25 protein-coding genes and 1 pseudogene are annotated in these 15834 nt (G+C 46.6%); all 26 read left to right on the top strand.

Translation table 11 applies throughout. The features are described 5' to 3' along the window. The first annotated feature begins 1 nt into the window (after window position 1). The 26 genes and pseudogenes from EKN56_RS06435 to EKN56_RS06315 all read left to right on the top strand — a co-directional run bounded on the left by EKN56_RS06435 (window position 2) and on the right by EKN56_RS06315 (window position 15798). Complete coding sequence (locus EKN56_RS06435; RefSeq protein WP_130591020.1) at window positions 2-454, top strand: hypothetical protein; 453 nt, start codon at window positions 2-4, stop codon at window positions 452-454. 293 nt (window positions 455-747) lie between these two features. Beyond that, window positions 748-1305 (top strand): hypothetical protein, encoded by a 558-nt coding sequence (locus tag EKN56_RS06430; RefSeq protein ID WP_246019985.1) that lies wholly within the window; start codon window positions 748-750, stop codon window positions 1303-1305. 36 nt (window positions 1306-1341) lie between these two features. Continuing rightward, window positions 1342-1596, top strand: a complete 255-nt coding sequence (locus EKN56_RS06425; protein WP_130591019.1) for a hypothetical protein — start codon at window positions 1342-1344, stop codon at window positions 1594-1596. A 41-nt stretch (window positions 1597-1637) separates the two neighbouring features. Then, a complete protein-coding gene (locus EKN56_RS06420) occupies window positions 1638-2105 on the top strand; it encodes a hypothetical protein (RefSeq protein ID WP_130591018.1) in 468 nt (155 codons plus the stop codon). 82 nt (window positions 2106-2187) lie between these two features. Next, entirely contained in the window at window positions 2188-2556 is a 369-nt protein-coding gene (locus EKN56_RS06415) for a putative holin (RefSeq protein ID WP_130590743.1), read from the top strand. A gap of 2 nt (window positions 2557-2558) precedes the next feature. Further along, on the top strand, window positions 2559-3170 hold the full coding sequence (locus EKN56_RS06410; protein ID WP_130590744.1) for a transglycosylase SLT domain-containing protein: 612 nt from the start codon (window positions 2559-2561) through the stop codon (window positions 3168-3170). After that, window positions 3161-3574 (top strand): hypothetical protein, encoded by a 414-nt coding sequence (locus EKN56_RS06405; protein WP_130590745.1) that lies wholly within the window; start codon window positions 3161-3163, stop codon window positions 3572-3574. Before EKN56_RS06410 ends, EKN56_RS06405 begins: the two co-directional genes overlap by 10 nt. Next, window positions 3534-3686: a hypothetical protein gene (locus EKN56_RS20890; protein WP_168189566.1), complete on the top strand. Its 153-nt coding sequence runs from the start codon at window positions 3534-3536 to the stop codon at window positions 3684-3686. Before EKN56_RS06405 ends, EKN56_RS20890 begins: the two co-directional genes overlap by 41 nt. After that, the gene (locus EKN56_RS06400) at window positions 3673-3879 is read left to right on the top strand and encodes a TraR/DksA family transcriptional regulator (RefSeq protein WP_130590746.1); all 207 of its coding nucleotides are present in this window, start codon (window positions 3673-3675) and stop codon (window positions 3877-3879) included. Before EKN56_RS20890 ends, EKN56_RS06400 begins: the two co-directional genes overlap by 14 nt. Continuing rightward, the gene (locus tag EKN56_RS06395; protein ID WP_130590747.1) at window positions 3876-4184 is read left to right on the top strand and encodes a DUF2730 domain-containing protein; all 309 of its coding nucleotides are present in this window, start codon (window positions 3876-3878) and stop codon (window positions 4182-4184) included. Before EKN56_RS06400 ends, EKN56_RS06395 begins: the two co-directional genes overlap by 4 nt. Then, on the top strand, window positions 4181-4471 hold the full coding sequence (locus EKN56_RS06390; protein ID WP_130590748.1) for a VpaChn25_0724 family phage protein: 291 nt from the start codon (window positions 4181-4183) through the stop codon (window positions 4469-4471). The genes EKN56_RS06395 and EKN56_RS06390 overlap by 4 nt, the downstream gene beginning before the upstream one ends. Before the next feature lie 2 nt (window positions 4472-4473). Further along, window positions 4474-5022, top strand: coding sequence for a phage protein Gp27 family protein (locus EKN56_RS06385; RefSeq protein ID WP_130590749.1), 549 nt, complete (start codon window positions 4474-4476; stop codon window positions 5020-5022). Next, the gene (locus EKN56_RS06380) at window positions 5022-6629 is read left to right on the top strand and encodes a hypothetical protein (RefSeq protein WP_130590750.1); all 1608 of its coding nucleotides are present in this window, start codon (window positions 5022-5024) and stop codon (window positions 6627-6629) included. The genes EKN56_RS06385 and EKN56_RS06380 overlap by 1 nt, the downstream gene beginning before the upstream one ends. Continuing rightward, on the top strand, window positions 6629-8104 hold the full coding sequence (locus tag EKN56_RS06375) for a DUF935 domain-containing protein (protein WP_130590751.1): 1476 nt from the start codon (window positions 6629-6631) through the stop codon (window positions 8102-8104). The genes EKN56_RS06380 and EKN56_RS06375 overlap by 1 nt, the downstream gene beginning before the upstream one ends. After that, window positions 8094-9197 carry a phage head morphogenesis protein gene (locus tag EKN56_RS06370; RefSeq protein WP_130590752.1) on the top strand — a complete coding sequence of 368 codons (1104 nt, stop codon included), beginning with the start codon at window positions 8094-8096 and terminating at the stop codon, window positions 9195-9197. Before EKN56_RS06375 ends, EKN56_RS06370 begins: the two co-directional genes overlap by 11 nt. A gap of 2 nt (window positions 9198-9199) precedes the next feature. Continuing rightward, window positions 9200-9685: a phage virion morphogenesis protein gene (locus EKN56_RS06365; protein ID WP_130591017.1), complete on the top strand. Its 486-nt coding sequence runs from the start codon at window positions 9200-9202 to the stop codon at window positions 9683-9685. Between the two features lie 245 nt (window positions 9686-9930). Further along, on the top strand, window positions 9931-10305 hold the full coding sequence (locus tag EKN56_RS06360) for a hypothetical protein (protein ID WP_130591016.1): 375 nt from the start codon (window positions 9931-9933) through the stop codon (window positions 10303-10305). Beyond that, window positions 10290-10931 (top strand): hypothetical protein, encoded by a 642-nt coding sequence (locus EKN56_RS06355; protein WP_130591015.1) that lies wholly within the window; start codon window positions 10290-10292, stop codon window positions 10929-10931. The genes EKN56_RS06360 and EKN56_RS06355 overlap by 16 nt, the downstream gene beginning before the upstream one ends. Before the next feature lie 14 nt (window positions 10932-10945). Continuing rightward, complete coding sequence (locus EKN56_RS06350) at window positions 10946-11314, top strand: head decoration protein (RefSeq protein WP_130590755.1); 369 nt, start codon at window positions 10946-10948, stop codon at window positions 11312-11314. Between the two features lie 38 nt (window positions 11315-11352). Further along, window positions 11353-12336, top strand: coding sequence for a major capsid protein (locus tag EKN56_RS06345; protein ID WP_130590756.1), 984 nt, complete (start codon window positions 11353-11355; stop codon window positions 12334-12336). 10 nt (window positions 12337-12346) lie between these two features. Then, the gene (locus tag EKN56_RS06340) at window positions 12347-12790 is read left to right on the top strand and encodes a gp436 family protein (protein WP_130590757.1); all 444 of its coding nucleotides are present in this window, start codon (window positions 12347-12349) and stop codon (window positions 12788-12790) included. Next, a complete protein-coding gene (locus EKN56_RS06335; protein ID WP_210405334.1) occupies window positions 12787-13245 on the top strand; it encodes a Gp37 family protein in 459 nt (152 codons plus the stop codon). Before EKN56_RS06340 ends, EKN56_RS06335 begins: the two co-directional genes overlap by 4 nt. Beyond that, window positions 13242-13487, top strand: a complete 246-nt coding sequence (locus tag EKN56_RS06330) for a hypothetical protein (RefSeq protein ID WP_210405335.1) — start codon at window positions 13242-13244, stop codon at window positions 13485-13487. Before EKN56_RS06335 ends, EKN56_RS06330 begins: the two co-directional genes overlap by 4 nt. Then, entirely contained in the window at window positions 13477-14898 is a 1422-nt protein-coding gene (locus tag EKN56_RS06325; protein WP_130591014.1) for a phage tail sheath subtilisin-like domain-containing protein, read from the top strand. Before EKN56_RS06330 ends, EKN56_RS06325 begins: the two co-directional genes overlap by 11 nt. A 2-nt stretch (window positions 14899-14900) precedes the next feature. Next, window positions 14901-15422, top strand: a pseudogene (locus EKN56_RS06320) (phage major tail tube protein). 139 nt (window positions 15423-15561) lie between these two features. Beyond that, window positions 15562-15798, top strand: a complete 237-nt coding sequence (locus tag EKN56_RS06315; RefSeq protein ID WP_130590759.1) for a phage tail assembly protein — start codon at window positions 15562-15564, stop codon at window positions 15796-15798. Window positions 15799-15834: the final 36 nt, after the last annotated feature.

The following is a 15834-nucleotide window of genomic DNA, read 5'->3' as shown; positions in this document are numbered from 1 at the left end:
TATGACGCAAGAGTTTCGGGGATATACCCAAGGTCAATTCGCTGGTCGTGATATTGTCAATAATCACTACGCGCCAAAAGATAAAATCCCCTGGCAGCAACGGCCAGATGATGAATTAAAACAAATGATTAGCCTAGAAAAAAAGAAACGCCTTAATGCCGTTAAGCGCAAGTATATTAATGTTCCCTCCATCATGTTTTTGCTCATGATGCTGCTTCCTCTCTATATGCTCTATTTCGTAGGAAGTGAAATCCTTCTTTATAAGGATTGGTCAGTATTGACCCGATTGAGTCTGTTCATTCAGGAGCATCTAATTTACGTGTACTCATTTCTTGGTGTGTTAGTCGCTGTAGTATTTTGGGTGACGAAGAAAACAAGATTAGAAAACCGAATTATTCGGGAAAGTAATATCAATATTGATGATATTACTACTGTTTTGAAAGGTAGGCATTAATCTAACTTGTGACCTGACAAAGCTAAACTAGTAATTTTACGAGGCTCTATATTTGGTGAATATGTGTTATCTATAGTTTAATAAACTAATTAATGGTTAATATCTCAAGGAATCGATCATAATGAGTAATAAAGAAAATAAATCTCAACCAACCAGAACCGGTTCTAACGAGAGTGAGCAACTACCCGGGAGAAGAGAATGGGTGGTGAATGAGGATAGTAAGTATAGTCGAAGAGATAACGCAATTACTAACTCGTTCGCACCACCGAGCCGTCCAGGCCGAGGGGAAGATAGTGGAAATAAAAAATCTGGAAAGTGATTGGGAAGGACTTCTATTTGATATCCGTCGTTCGGTTCGCTATCACAACCGACGCAGAGCATTTTATGATCGGTTGGATCAACTAACTAATGTTATTGCTTTAGTATTTGGTTCAGCGACTATCTATTCAGTCCTGACACCTCAAGCCAGAAATACATGGACAGTGCTTAGTGCAGCATCTGTCACAATTTTTTCTGCAATTAATTTAGTTGTAGGTTCTTCACAACGAGCCCGTTCTCATTATGATTTGGCTAAGCGTTTTTTTGCATTGGAAGAAGAAATCATTCAAGTTGAAAAACCTACTGGAAAATTGTTGCGTGAGATGACTACTAAACGCCTTTCCATTGAGAAAGACGAGCCTCCGGTTTTACGTGTGTTAGATTGCATTTGTTATAATGAACAAGTGCAAGCTATGGCTTATGGTCGGGAGCAGATGATTAAAATTGGTTGGTGGCAGCGTTTGTGTTCACCATTTTTTGACGTACGGCCAGATAAGATGCGTCGATTATCTGATTTAGATACAGCTAAGTAGCGTTTTTACATATTAATTTAGGTCATAGGTATTGCGATGAATAAGACACCCCAAGAACAGGTTAATAATTTATTGAAAAAACGTCAGGCCAGTATTGATAAGGCTGCTGAATCAATGCTTAGCAATGTTTTAGGTAAAGCTGTTATTTCTATACTAGAAAAAGGCAAGCCACTTTCTTCAGCTACCTTGTTACAATACCTTCAAGACGAGCTTTCAGATCATCCAAAGTCCCTCGCTGCAAGCTGGCACCAATATGCCGTTGATTATTTGGCTCGCTATTCAGAACAATAACGTCAGTTAGCTATATTAATAATAATCAGGGAAACTTAAATATGTCAGATAAAGCAATTTTACAAGCTTTATTCAATCAACAGCGTCTTCAAATATTAGAACTAGGAACTGTCCACAATAAATTTAGTGATGACTATTTATTTGCCTGGGAATCTGGCGTATATCCATTATTCTCCGACACTGATGGCTCAGTTCCACAGCGACCTCATGAAGTCTATAAAGACAATTTCGTAGTCTCTCCAGAACAAGTAAAAAATATATTCGATTTTTTATGTACTCGTTCCAGAGAAAAACAACCACCTACTTTTTATGAGCTTGAAGACCATTTTGGTGGCAAATTTGATGGCAGTTATGGGCGTGGTACATTAATTGATTGTTGTCGTTATTTCTTTTTACATAGATGCTTTGATAAAACCTTCTGGCCAATATTACTAACGCCAATGCAACATCCATCTGAAGCGACTTATCTGGATGAACCATTAGACAGAGATGATATATTTTTTAATTAAAAAGCTTTAATCACGGCTAAAATACCAAAACCCCAGCACCGCCTACTATGGCGGTGTTTTCAATTTTATTGGGGTTTAAATCATGTCGTTATTAAAAAGTGTCCGCCAACATCGTTTACTGACCTGGGCGTTAGCCACCGTCATCCTGCTCGGCGTTATCGCCGTTCTGTCACCACAGCAGTTACCTGTCACCCTCTATAAGCTTTCTCTGGTCTCCTTAGCTGCGGTGATCGGGTATCACTTAGACCGGGCATTATTTCCTTATGCCAGCCCCGGTAGTTACTTGGTTGATAACTGGAAAGCTATCAGTGCTCACCCGATTAACGGAGTGGATAAACTTGAACCTGAATACCCGGTAATTAGTGGTTATCAGCGTATCTTCGCCGCTGTTCTGTTACGCCGGGCGATTGTCGTCATGGCCGTTATTCTTGGCGTAACACTGGGGCTGTAATCATGAGAGCCGTTATCTTATTCATCTTATTGATAACGGCCTGTCACCCGGTGCTGGCTTCAACAATACCGGCTGATGCGGCCCGTTATAAGCGCGACCTTATCCGCGTTTCTCATGCTGAATGGGGACTGGATGCACCGGTAGCCACTTTCGCTGCCCAAATCCATCAAGAAAGCCGCTGGCGCACTGATGCCCGTTCGCCAGTCGGTGCTATCGGCTTAGCTCAGTTCATGCCAGGAACATCAAAGTGGATTGCCGGTACCTATCCTGATCGCCTCGACGGTAATCAACCCTATAACCCGATGTGGGCTCTACAAGCGCTGGTTATCTATAACCGATGGCATTACCAGCGTATCTCCGCGCAGACCGATTGTGACCGCTGGGCCTTCACGCTAAGCGCCTACAACGGTGGTTTGGGTTGGGTTCAACGTGACAAGAAGAAGGCAGCGGCTCAGGGACTTGATGCCAGCCGTTATTGGGGCTCGGTTGAGTATGTTAATGCCGGGCGCAGCGCTGCCAACTTTAAGGAAAATCGGGGTTATCCAGAGCGAATCATTAACCGCTGGCAACCGCTATATCAGGATGCTGGCTGGGGGGGCGGTGTATGCGATTAAGAACGATATACCTCATTTTCAGCGTTATTGCTCTGGTGCTGGGTTTCTCCCGCTATTACTACCAACAGGGATTATCCCAAGGCCAATTGGATTGCGCTCAAGGTAAAGCTGAATCGGCACAAAGCCAGTTGAGTCAGTTTGTATCTGCCAGCCAGCAGTTGGCAACTAATGCAAACCGAGCCAGCAAAACCCTGTCGGTAAAAATAGCGGCCCGAACGGCTGCTGACCAACATAGTACTCAGGAGATCCGCTATGTACTTAAAACCGTTACTCGCAATCGCTGTGAGTTTCCTCCTGATGTCATGCACCAACTTGAACAGGCCAGACTACGAGCCAATCAGGCTGCTACCAGCGGCATTGGCAGTGGGCTGTCTCCCTCTGCCAGCACCGGAGAACAACGGTGATGACGCTATCGTTATTGCATTAAAACAGGCTTATGACGGCTATGGCCTGTGTGCCGGGCGCTACGTTGAGTTACTTAATTATCTACAGGATTCAGACGATGGACGACATTGATCGCGCTAGTGAGCTGGAAACTCAGCAACGGGAACGCGCACTAATAGCACGTAATCAGCAGCCAAAAGGCATTGGCAGCCTAACATGCCTAGCTTGTGGTGACGCTATACCAGAAAAGCGCCGCCAGTTACTGCCAAGCACAACCCTCTGTGTTGACTGCCAGCAGATGGAAGAAAAAAGGATGAGACGATGAACTTCACTGATATGAATTTTAGCTTCAGTGCCATGCAATGGTTAGTCACAGCGGCCATCGGTATCTATTCATGGCTGATGAGTCGGCAATCTGCCAGCGGTAAGGAACTGTTAGAACTCCGAACCCGGATTATTGCCCTGGAAGAGCAGATCCGCCATACCCCGTCACAGAATCTGGTAAATGATTTACATGGGGATATGAAAGCCATCCGGGCAGAAATGCAAGGTATGCGTGAAACCATGCAACCGCTAGTAAAAGGGCTTGATCGCGTTAATGACTACCTGATGAGGAGCAAGCAATCATGAGTTATGCCGAGTTTTTAAGAGAAGACCAACGGTTAGTGATGTTGCGATTACTGGCAGAACTGCCCGCATACAGCGCTAACAGTTCAGTTTTATACAGCGCTTTAAGCCAGTATGGCCATTATCCCAGCCGTGATGCTATCAAAAGTGAATTGTACTGGCTTCAGGAACAAGGTCTGGTGTCATTGAATGATATTGGTACGGTTGTTGTAGCAACTCTCACACCAAGAGGTCTTGATGTCTCTTCAGGCCGTGCCATTGTGCCTGGCGTGAAGCGTCCGGGGGCTTAATCATGGGACGTAAATCCACCATCCACAAACTTGATCCTTCTGTTCGTAGTCATATTGAACAGTTGCTACGCGATGACCGACTAACGCTGGATGAAATGTTGGAGAATATCAGGGCTAAATACCCACAAACTGATGCACCAAGCCGTTCTAGTCTCTACCGCTACCGTGCTGGCTTTGAGGAAATGACTCAAAGCCTAAGGGAAATAGAGACCGCATCCCGCGTTCTGGTTGATGAACTGGGGGATGGTATTGGTGATAAAGCCGGTGCGCTATTAGCTCAGGCAGTAACAACTTTGGCCACCCGAGCAGCCTTCAATGCCCACGAGCGCGATGATATTTCAATTAAAGAAGTGGGTGAGCTATCTCGTGCAGCTAGAGCAGCCATGCAGGCCCGAACCATGAGCCTCAAAGAGCGTCAGGAAATTGAGAAAGTCACTCGAGATAAGCTCTTGCGTGAGCAAGAGTCAAACCTTCAAAAAGAAGCGAAAGCTCAAGGGCTGGATGAGAATGCCGTTCAATTCTGGCGTGAGAAAATCTTGGGGATCAAGTGATGAAGCCGCTAGCCTCAACCTTACGTGTTATTGAATGGGACGAATTACCGTCCCGTGCGCGTGATATTCCCAATAACTTTAACCCAACGGCTGAGGGTGTGCTGATGGCGCACCAGATTGAGGTTTTGAAGATTAAAACCTCTATTCTCGCCGTACCTAAAGGGAGACGTACCGGTATTACCTTTGCCTTTGGCTTTGAGGCGGTACTGACAGCGGCATCACAGAAAGCGATTGGGGGTATGGATGTCTTCTATATCGGTGATACCAAGGAAAAAGGCTTAGAGTTCATTGGGTACTGTGCCAAATTCTCCCGTGTTATTGCGGAACAGCAAAGTGCTTCAGTTTCCAGCATCGAAGAGTTCTTATTTGAAGATCAGGATGAGAACGGTAAAACCCGCCATATAACCGCTTACCGTATCCGCTATTCATCCGGTTATCAGGTTGTCGCACTCTCATCCCGCCCAGCGAATATCCGAGGTTTACAAGGGTTGGTTATTATTGATGAAGCGGCATTCCATCAAGATGTTCAAGGGGTACTGGATGCAGCTACTGCCCTGCTAATTTGGGGTGGGCGCATTATCGTTATCTCTTCCCACAAGGGTAAAAGTAATCCATTCAATCAGTTTGTTAATGATATTGAAAATGGTCTTTATGGGCCTGATGCCTCTGTATATCGGGTGACGTTTGATGATGCTGTGGCGAACGGACTCTTTGAGCGCGTTTGTTTCATGAAAGGTGAAGTCCCAACAGTCGAAAGCAAAAAAGCCTGGTATACCCGGATTCGTAACGCGTATGGCCCCCGTAAAGCGGCAATGCGTGAGGAACTTGATGCTATTCCGCGTGATGGTAATGGTGTGTGTATTCCGGGTGTCTGGATTGAAAACGCCATGCCACCCAGTCCCGATCGCGTGGTGCTACGTCTGGTTCTGGATGATGACTTTGCTAAAAAGCCCATGTTTGAGCGAACCGCTTTTGCTGAAGACTGGATCAAGCGTTATCTAGATCCGGTTATCGCTAGGTTAGATAAAAACTTACGTTATTCCTTTGGTGATGACTTTGCCCGGCATCGTGACTTTTCATCCATTTTACTGATGGCCACCTTGCCAAACCTTTACCGTGATGTGCCCCTAATTATCGAAATGCACAAGGTGCCCACTCGCCAGCAGGAGCAAATCCTCTGGCATTTACTCCGGGCTATTCAACGCTTCTCTGGTGCGATGGATGCTACCGGCCCCGGCCAGACATTGGCTGAATATACCGCTGACGAATTTGGTCATGACCGCATTGCTCAGGTCAGTTTAAGCCGCTCATGGTATGGCACGTGGATGCCTAAGATGATCCAGGGATTTGAGGACGGCATTATCACCTTACCCGCTGACGATAACGTCAAACAGGATATTCACTCCATAGAAGAGATTGACGGTATTCCTATGCTGTCGTCTGTTCGCAAAGAAGATTTGAAAGAACCAGAGCTCTATCGCCATGGTGACACGGCCATTGCACTGGTTTTAGCCTGGTATGCCTCCATTGAAATGAGTAAAGGCCCGGTCAAGGCCCATTCACGTGGTAAACGGGCAACCACACAACTGTTAAAAGGATACAAATAATGAGTCAGGGTATTTGGGTTAGTCCGAATGAGTTTGTCTCTTTCTCCGAGCTAAACAGACCATCCAAAGAGGCTGTAGCGACCCGTTCACGCGTTAATGGCTCATTAGGGATTAGTGGAAAATTACAAAATCCCGATCTTGTCCTGCGTAAAATGGGCAAAAGTATCGAGGTTTATCGTGATTTGACGGCTGATGCTCACGTAGGTGGTTGCGTTCGTCGCCGTAAGTCAGCCGTTCTTGCCCTTGAATACGGTTTTGACCGGGAACAGTCACAAACGCAGGTCGCAGACTTTGTTGAAAAGGTCTTTTCTAAGCTAAAAATGAGAACCGTCATCAGTGATGCATTAGATGCACCACTCTATGGCTACACTCCGCTTGAGGTGATGTGGTCTGATGTTGATGACAAGATTGTGCCGGTGGACGTAGTGGCCAAGCCTGCGGAGTGGTTTTTCTTTGATGATGAAAACCGTCTGCGTATGCGTACCAAAGAGGATAAAGACGGTATTTTATTACCTGAGCGTAAGTTTATCTTAGTTCGCCAAGATGCTACCTATGAGAACCCTTACGGCATTGCTGACCTGAGCCGTTGTTTCTGGCCAACCACATTTAAGCGTGGTGGATTCGAGTTCTGGCTCAAGTTTACCGAGAAGTACGGTAGCCCATTCCTGGTCGGTAAACACCCACGCAATACCCATAATACAGAGGTGGATGCGTTACTGGATAGCCTTGAAGCAATGGTTCAGGATGCCGTTGCCGCTATTCCTGACGACAGTTCTATTGAAATCCTAGAAGCCGCAGGTAAAGGCAGCAGCGCCGATATCTATGAACGCCTTATGATGTTCTGCCGTTCTGAAGTCAGTATTGCCCTGACAGGAACGAATCAGACAACGGAAGCCGATACCACCAATGCGAGTGCTCAGGCAGGACTAACAGTGACTGAAGATATCAGGGATGCTGATGCCGAACTGGTGACAGAAGCCATGAACACCTTAACCCGCTGGACCGTTGAGCTCAATTTCTCTGAGGAAGAAGAGCCTCCAGTCTGGTCTATGTGGTCGCCGGAAACGATTGATAAAACTCAAGCCGAACGCGATCAAATCCTTAAAACGGCTGGCGCTAATTTTACCAACGAATACTTCATTCGCGAATATAACTTAAAAGAAGGCGATCTAGGTGAACAGCTTCCACCATCAGCCGGTATGGGCTATCCCTCATTTGCTGAAAAACCGAAAAAGCCCAACGATACCGTGGCAGCTGTCGCAGACCAATTAAGCCGGGAGACTCAACCCATTATTGATGGCTGGATTGAGCGTATTCGCAGTTTTGCAGAGAAAGCCAAGAATATGGAAGAGCTTCAGGAACGGCTATTGGCTGAGTTTGATAATCTGTCTGAAGATGAGCTAGCCCAAGCGATGGCCAGCGCATTTACCGTGATTAACTTACAAGGTCGTGATGAGGTGAATAATGGCCGTTAAAGGTGTTTTCGGGCAAAAGTTTAACCAGCAGAGTGATTACTTCAAACAGAAGCTAGCTATCCCCAGTGAGCGCTGGGATGATATTTCCAGAGAACAGCATGACCATGGTTTTATTGTAGCCGGTGCGATGAAAGCTGATTTGGTTAATGACCTGAAGAAGGCGATGCAAAGTGTTATTGATGAAGGTAAGAGCATCCAGTGGTTCCGTCAGAACTTTGATCAGGTAGTAGAGAAACAAGGTTGGAAAGGCTGGACGGGTGAAGGCAGTAAAGCCGGTAAAGCCTGGCGCACCGAGGTTATCTATACTCAAAACCTGAAATCATCCCATGCAGCGGGTCGTTATGCTCAGCTTACCGACCCAGATGTTTTAGCAGAACGCCCTTACTGGCGTTATCTTCACCGTTCAGTGATTAACCCCAGAGAAGAGCACGCCAAATGGCATAATTTGGTGCTTCCTGCCGATGATCCCTTCTGGGATGAACATTATCCCCCGAACGGTTTCGGGTGTAACTGTATTGTCGAATCCTGTAGTGAGCGGGATTTGAAAAAACTGGGTAAAACCGGCCCGGATACAGCCCCAGCCCGAAAAACTCAGCTTTATACCGATACCAATACCGGTGAACAACGTCTGGTTCCTGAAGGTGTGATGCCCGGATTTGACTATACCCCCGGTAAGAGCGCCACCCAAAATGCCCTGGCAGCCAATAAGCAGAAACTCAATACTCTGGATTCAGCCATTGCCAGAAAGAACGTCGAAAAACTCATTAATTCTGATGTGTTTCTGTCATTTTACAATGGTCGTCTGAAGGGGGAATGGCCTGTGGCTGTGATGAACAGTAAGCAAATGGTCGAAATGGCGGTTAAGAGCCCGGTGCTGACCTTAAGCCGACAATCTATCATGAAGCTACGGACTCAATACCCTGATTTAAGTCCATCTGACTTTCGCCAGCTCCAAACCCAGCTAGATAACGCCCAGTGGCAGCAGAACAGTCAGGGTGAGAGGCAAACCGTTGTGAATATTTCAGGTAAATCGTGGAACGTTCGAGCGAAGCCAACCGCCTCCGGTACCTATATTGAAATGGATCAAGCATAGTTATGGCCAAAATTACCGTACAACTCGACAGTGCGCCGGTTAACCAACTACTGAGCCAGATTGAACAGGCGGGTTTAGACCTGACACCGGTATTTAAAAACATCGGTGAAATCCTGCTTAACAGTACCCGCCGCCGTTTTGAAGTGGGTATGGGGCCATTAGGTGAACAATGGGCCGCAAACAGTGACGTGACGCTGGCCAATAAGCGGGATACCAGGCCACTGATTGGTGATACTCGGAGCCTGTCTACTCAGATTAACTACCAGTCTGATGCTAATCACGTGCTGCTTGGTTCGCTAATGGAGTACGGCGGCACCCAACATTTTGGGGCGAAAAAAGGCCAATATGGTCAAACTCGGTATGGTGTACCTCTGCCCTGGGGGGATATTGAAGCACGGCCCTACATCGGTCTGTCGTCTGAAGATGAGGAAGATATTATTGATCTGCTGTCTAACCATTTAGCCAGAGCAGCGGGAACATCAGATTAATCGCCAATTTAAGGCGGGCTAAGCTGTTTTCACCTGTTTAACCAGCCTTTATCTGTCTTTGCTCGTTTACATCGCTAAAAGGCTATTATAAATCGATATAGGCCCACTTCAGCCGCCATTCTTATCTACCCTTTACGGATTCGTTAAATCTCTATCTCTCAGTCTCTTATTTAACCCCGATTAAAATCACCAAACCGGATAATTTGACATGGTAGCCATGACTAACAACAGCATGGTGAATATTAATGTCCAAACTTATCCATATCTTTAAGCCTGGTACCCATCAGCCGATGGAAGGCGAACCTATCTCTTTCACCCTGAAAGACTTTGAAGCCACCGTTCGCGCCTACAATATGGATCTGCATGAAGCACCGCTGGTTGTTGGCCACCCGAAACACAATAACCCTGCCTATGGTTGGGTAAAGCAAATGATTGCCACACCTGAAGGGCTCTTCATTGAACCCCATCAGGTTGATGAGGCATTTGCTGAACTCGTCCGTTCTGCCCGATTTAAAAAGATATCACCTTCCTTTTACGAACCGGATGAACCTAGTAATCCAGTACCTGGCGTTTATTACCTGCGCCACGTTGGTTTTCTGGGGCTATGCCACCTGCCGTAAAGGGGTTGAAGGCGATTGAATTTGCGGATGGTGGACAAGGTATTGTGTGTTTTAACGAAAATCTTAATGAGGATACCAATATGGCTGATGCAGCTAATCCAACCGATAAAAAAGGTTTGCTGGCGCGACTAGTCGCTTTTCTGACTAAAGAGCTGGGTGAAGAAAAGGCCGCTGAAATCATTACCGAAGAAGGTGCTGCCGCTATTCAGGATGCCGGTGCGGATGAAATTTTACCGGAAGTCGCCGCTCAGTTAGTGGCTGTGTCGGAAGAAAATCAGCGATTAAAAGCAGAAAACGAAGAGCTACTGGAACAAGCGGAAGAGCTGGAAATTGATGGTGAGAGTGCTGATTTTGCCGAAGTGATTCGTCGCAAGGTTAAGCCTAGCCACCGTGCAGCCGTTAGAGCCATGCTTAAAGCCGCATCTAAAAAGCGCGGTACCAGTAAGTTGGAATTTAGTGAAGGTGGTAAGAACAAACCGCTTACGCCAGCTCTTCAGGCGTTTATTCGTTCTTTACCTGATGTAGTGGATTTTAGCGAAGTGGCCCGGAAAAGCTCAGCGCCGAAAAACACCTCTGTTAACCCACTATTAGCTGATGCAGAACGCCGCGCCAGCCGTAATAAGTAGGAGCACCTTAAATTATGACTACCTATAACGAACCGAAAGTATTAAGTGATGTTCTGTTGGTTGAAGTGAAACCGGGTTGGACAAAAGACCGGGGCATGATTGTAGCGGATAAAAAATATGAGCTGGGAACCGTTCTGGCCAAAGTCTCCGGTAAATATTATGCCATTGATTTAGCGGGCACAGGTGCTGCAAAAAAAGCCGCTGCCGTATTGGCACAGCATATCGATACCACGACTGGTGAACGTCTTGGTGCAGTGATTGCACGTGGTGCCGTGGTGGCCATTGATGGTCTGGTGTGGCCTGAAGGTGTTACTGATGCACAAAAGACCACGGCATACACCGAGTTGGAAGCGCTGGGCATTATTGCCAGAGAGCAGCTTTAACCCCTGTTTAGCCACTTAAGGCATAAAGGAAAAAGAGAATGAATTTAGCAGATATGTTTACCGTTACTACGCTAACGGCAGCCATCAATAAAATCCCAGCCATCCCGACCCGTGCGGGTGAATTGGGTATTTTTGAAGAAGAAGGGATTGCCACCACGTCCGTTCTGATTGAAAGCCGTGATGGTCGTTTATTCCTGGTCAAGAATATTGGCCGTGATGAAGATCCAACGCAGGTTAAAAACAGTAAGGCCAAACGCCGTACTTTTGAAACTACCCACTTACCCGCTTCAGCTCAATTGTTACCGTCTGACTTGCAAAACTTTAATTCCTTTGGCGACAACGATGCAACTGACTATCAGGCACAAACCATCAACAATAAGCTGGAAACGATGAAAAACAGCCTGGAAGTCACCCGTGAATTCCAACGTGTTGGTGCCTTGTGTGGCCGTATTTTGGATTCTGATGGCTCCGTTATCTATGACCTGTATAAAGAGTTTGGCGTAACACAAAAAAGCATTGATGTACCTTTCAGCGTAGAAGATACCGATGTCCGTAAGCTTCTAACGGATGCTAAACGCCATAGTGAGTCAAAGCTGACCGGCGCACTGGTGACAGGTTATAAGGCGTTCTGTGGCAAGGACTGGTTTGATGCCTTTGTTGCTCACCCTAATGTACAAAAAGCCTATGCCAACTATCAGGAAGCGGCCGATCGCCTTGGTGGTGATATGCGTAAAGGCTTTACGTTCGGTGGTATCGAATTTGAAGAGTATAACGCCACGGTATCCAATCAAAACTTCCTTTCGGACAAGGTTGCGCGAGTCTTTCCTATCGCCAAAGGCGGTGTCTATAAGATGTACAACGCCCCGGCGAACTACAACGAGACGGTCAACACCATTGGTTTAGCGTTATATGCCAAAGCGGAAGAACGCAGCATGGGTAAAGGCTGGGATTTAGAAGCCCAGGCTAACCCGCTGGCCATTTGTACTTACCCTGAAGCCCTTGTTGAACTGAAGATGAGCTAAGGAAACGGCCATGCGCTACTGCACACTGAGTGATTTGGAACGGGCAGTTCCCAAACAAACGCTAATCTGGCTATCCCACGATGATCCAGCGTCGGAAAATTATGATGCAGCCGTTTTGGAGGATGCGATCAACTATGCAGAAGAGCTGGCAGACGGTTATTTAGTCTCTCGTTACCCTCTGCCATTGTCATCCGTTCCGACCATCATTCGTGATGCAGTAGTGTATCTGGCCCGTTACTGGCTTTATCAGCGCCGTCCTGAAGGGGCTATGCCGGAAGTGGTCAAAGATGGCAAAAAGGATGCCCTGGATACCTTAAGCCAGATCCAGAAAGGTGCCATCTCCCTGAATGTCAAAATAGACGATACCGTGGTTGAAACCAATGCGCCTAGCGTATTTAGAGTTTCGGCATCTAAACGCCTATGGGGAAAGAGCACGCTGGAGAAATGGCGATGAGTATCACGATTGACATCTTAGATGGCATTTTAAACCGATTGAAAGAGGTTCATGGCCGGGAGCTGGCGATCGAGTATTTTCCTGAGCAACCCGCTAACTATCGTCTTAATCATCCTGTTGGAGCAGTACTTATCAGTTATTCCCGCAGCAGCTTTGCGACCAATGAGGCGATAGACAGTACCTGGATGAATCGTGAGATGACCATTCCCCTCACGCTGATGTTTCGCCAGTTACACGGTAAAGCCGGCGTTATCGCTTATCTGGATAAACTGCGATTAACCCTAACCGGCTGGATACCCCCTCACTGTGATGTATCGCTTAAACCTGTCAGTGAGTCCTTTTTGGCTCAGAACGCTGGGGTGTGGCAATACGCTCTGGATTTTACGACCAAGACTAATCAGATACAGGCCGATATGGGCATTTCACCCCATTTGGCTTATGAGGATATTCCATGAAATTTACACCCTATGTGTATCACGGGCCGCAAAGTAGCGTCACTGTACGCTTTATTGACTCTAATGGTACAGAGCAAGAAAAGGACATCATGCTCTATCCGGGCCTTTCTGTAGAGTTACCCAGTGAGCATGAATATACCCAAACGTTAATAGCCCAAAAGCTGTTAACACCACTGGCACCTGTCGCTAAAACCGTCAAAGGTGAGGCGAAAACCAAGGAGCAAAAAGACGATGGCCGCTAACTTCTTACACGGCGTTGAAACCCTTGAAATTGAAAATGGGCCTCGCGCCATCCGTGTGGTTAAATCCGCTGTTATTGGGCTAATTGGTACAGCGCCTTGTGGGCCAGTTAATGATTTAACTCTGTGTTTGTCTGAAAGCGCCGGTGCTGAATTCGGCCCTCGGTTAAGCAATTTCTCTATCCCGTATGCCCTGAAAGCCATTTACGATCATGGTGCCGGTACCGTTTTTATCATTAACGTCCTTGACCCGGATAAACACCGTAATGAGGCCACTGGCCATTCAATAACCTTTGGTGTGAATAATCGGGCCTCTCTACCTCATGCCGCCATTATTTCTGCTGTCGTAAAAGCCGATAACGTCACTCATGTGGTAGATACGGATTACACCATCAATCTGGTCACTGGTGAGTTGATCCGAATGACCACTGGCAGTATTCCGGCAAAAGGCACCGTCATGGTTGACTATACCTATGCCGATCCAAGTAAAGTGACACCGGCTGAGATTATTGGTGCAGTTAATGCGGCTGGAAATCGCACCGGCTTAAATGCGCTGGAAGATGCCTATAACCGATATGGTTTCTTTGCCAAACTCATTATTGCACCGGGCTTTAGTACCTTAAACAGTGTCAGTACTGAGCTGATTGCCGCTGCTGATAAATATGGTGCTATGGCATTAATCGATGCACCGATTGGTACCACGCCTAATCAGGCTATCAGTGGTCGTGGCCCGATGGGTACTATCAACTTTGCGACCTCCAGCGATCGGGCTATTCTCTGTTACCCACATCTGAAGGTCTATGATTCAGCGACCAATAGTAACTTTTTAGAACCAATGTCACAGCGCCAAGCCGGGCTTATGGCCGCAAAAGACCTTGAGCGCGGCTACTGGTGGAGTCCATCCAATACGGAGTTTAAAGGTATTGTCGGTGCTGAACGTTCACTGTCTGCCCGTATTGATGACCCGAATAGTGAAGTCAATCTTCTGAATGAAAATGGCATCGTGACTGTCTTCAACAGTTTTGGTACCGGTTTACGTTCCTGGGGAAACCGCTCCGCAGCCTGGCCATCGACGACCCATATGAAGAACTTCATCTCCGTTCGTCGGGTTAAAGACATCATTGATGAGAGTATCCGCTATTCATCCCTACAGTTTGTGGATATGCCCATCACACAGGCCGTCATTGATGCCATCGTTGAATCGGTCAATCAGTTCTTTAGAAAGCTGATTGGTGATGGCGCACTATTGGGTGGCGAGTGCTGGTATGACGCAGAACGCAACCCTCAAACTCAATTAGAACTGGGAAATGTCCTGTTTCAGTACAAGATGACACCGCCACCACCCATGGAGCGCATCACGTATGAGTCAGAGATTACCGGTGAATATCTTGCAGCCCTGAAAGGAGGTAACTGATTATGGCGGGTTTTCAAGCGCACAGAATTAATAATGCGGCGGTTTATCTTGACGGTAACAGCTATCTGGCAAAAGCATCTGAAGTTGATTTAGGCAGTGTCAAAACGGTCATGTCCGACTTTAACGGCCTTGGACTTGTTGGTGTGATTGAACTGCCCGATGGTTTAGATAAGGTGGAGGGAAAGATAGTCTGGAACTCCCTTTATCAAGATGCCGTCAGTAAAATTGCTACGCCGTTTACAACAGTTTCTCTGCAATGCCGTAGCAATATTGACGTGCATACAAGCCAGGGGTGAGTTGATCAGTTGCCCCTCGTTACACTCATGACGGTAGCATTCAAAGAATACCAACTCGGTAGTTATAAACCCCGAGAGGCGACAACGTTTGAAACACCCTTTAGCGTGACATCAATCAGACAGCTCGTGAATGGGAAAGAGACTTTGATGTTAGATTACCTCACCAATATTTATCGGGTGGATGGTAAAGACCAACTTGCTAAATATCGAGCTAATATTGGCCAATAGTCAGTATTCACATTACTGCTCAAATACCCGGACATGTTCCGGGTGTTTTTTTAAACCCCGCTAAAATAACTGTCAATCAATAAGCTACAGAATCAGGGCTCAATAGTTTTTCCTTTTAGTTCTCTTCTGGAGCCTGAATATGAGCAAGAAAGCTGATTTTCTCACTGATACCAAAATCCCTTTATTACGTTCTCTTACCCTCGGTACCGGCGAAACCCTAAGTGAACTGGTTATGCGTGTACCTACCCGTGGTGACATGCGTAAAGCCCAGCGCCATAGCAAAGAACAGGCTGATTCGGAAACCTTTCTATTTGCTCTTTTGACTGGTCTGACGATGGAAGATATTGATGCACTAACGCTGGCTGATAGCGCTTAGGTATCAAAAACCTTTCGCAACTTATGTGGAGAATCT

The organism is Limnobaculum zhutongyuii, assembly GCF_004295645.1.
Lineage (GTDB): Bacteria > Pseudomonadota > Gammaproteobacteria > Enterobacterales > Enterobacteriaceae > Limnobaculum > Limnobaculum zhutongyuii.
The sequence above is the reverse complement of the archived record's forward strand: the minus strand, read 5'-3'. Positions and strand labels throughout refer to the sequence as shown.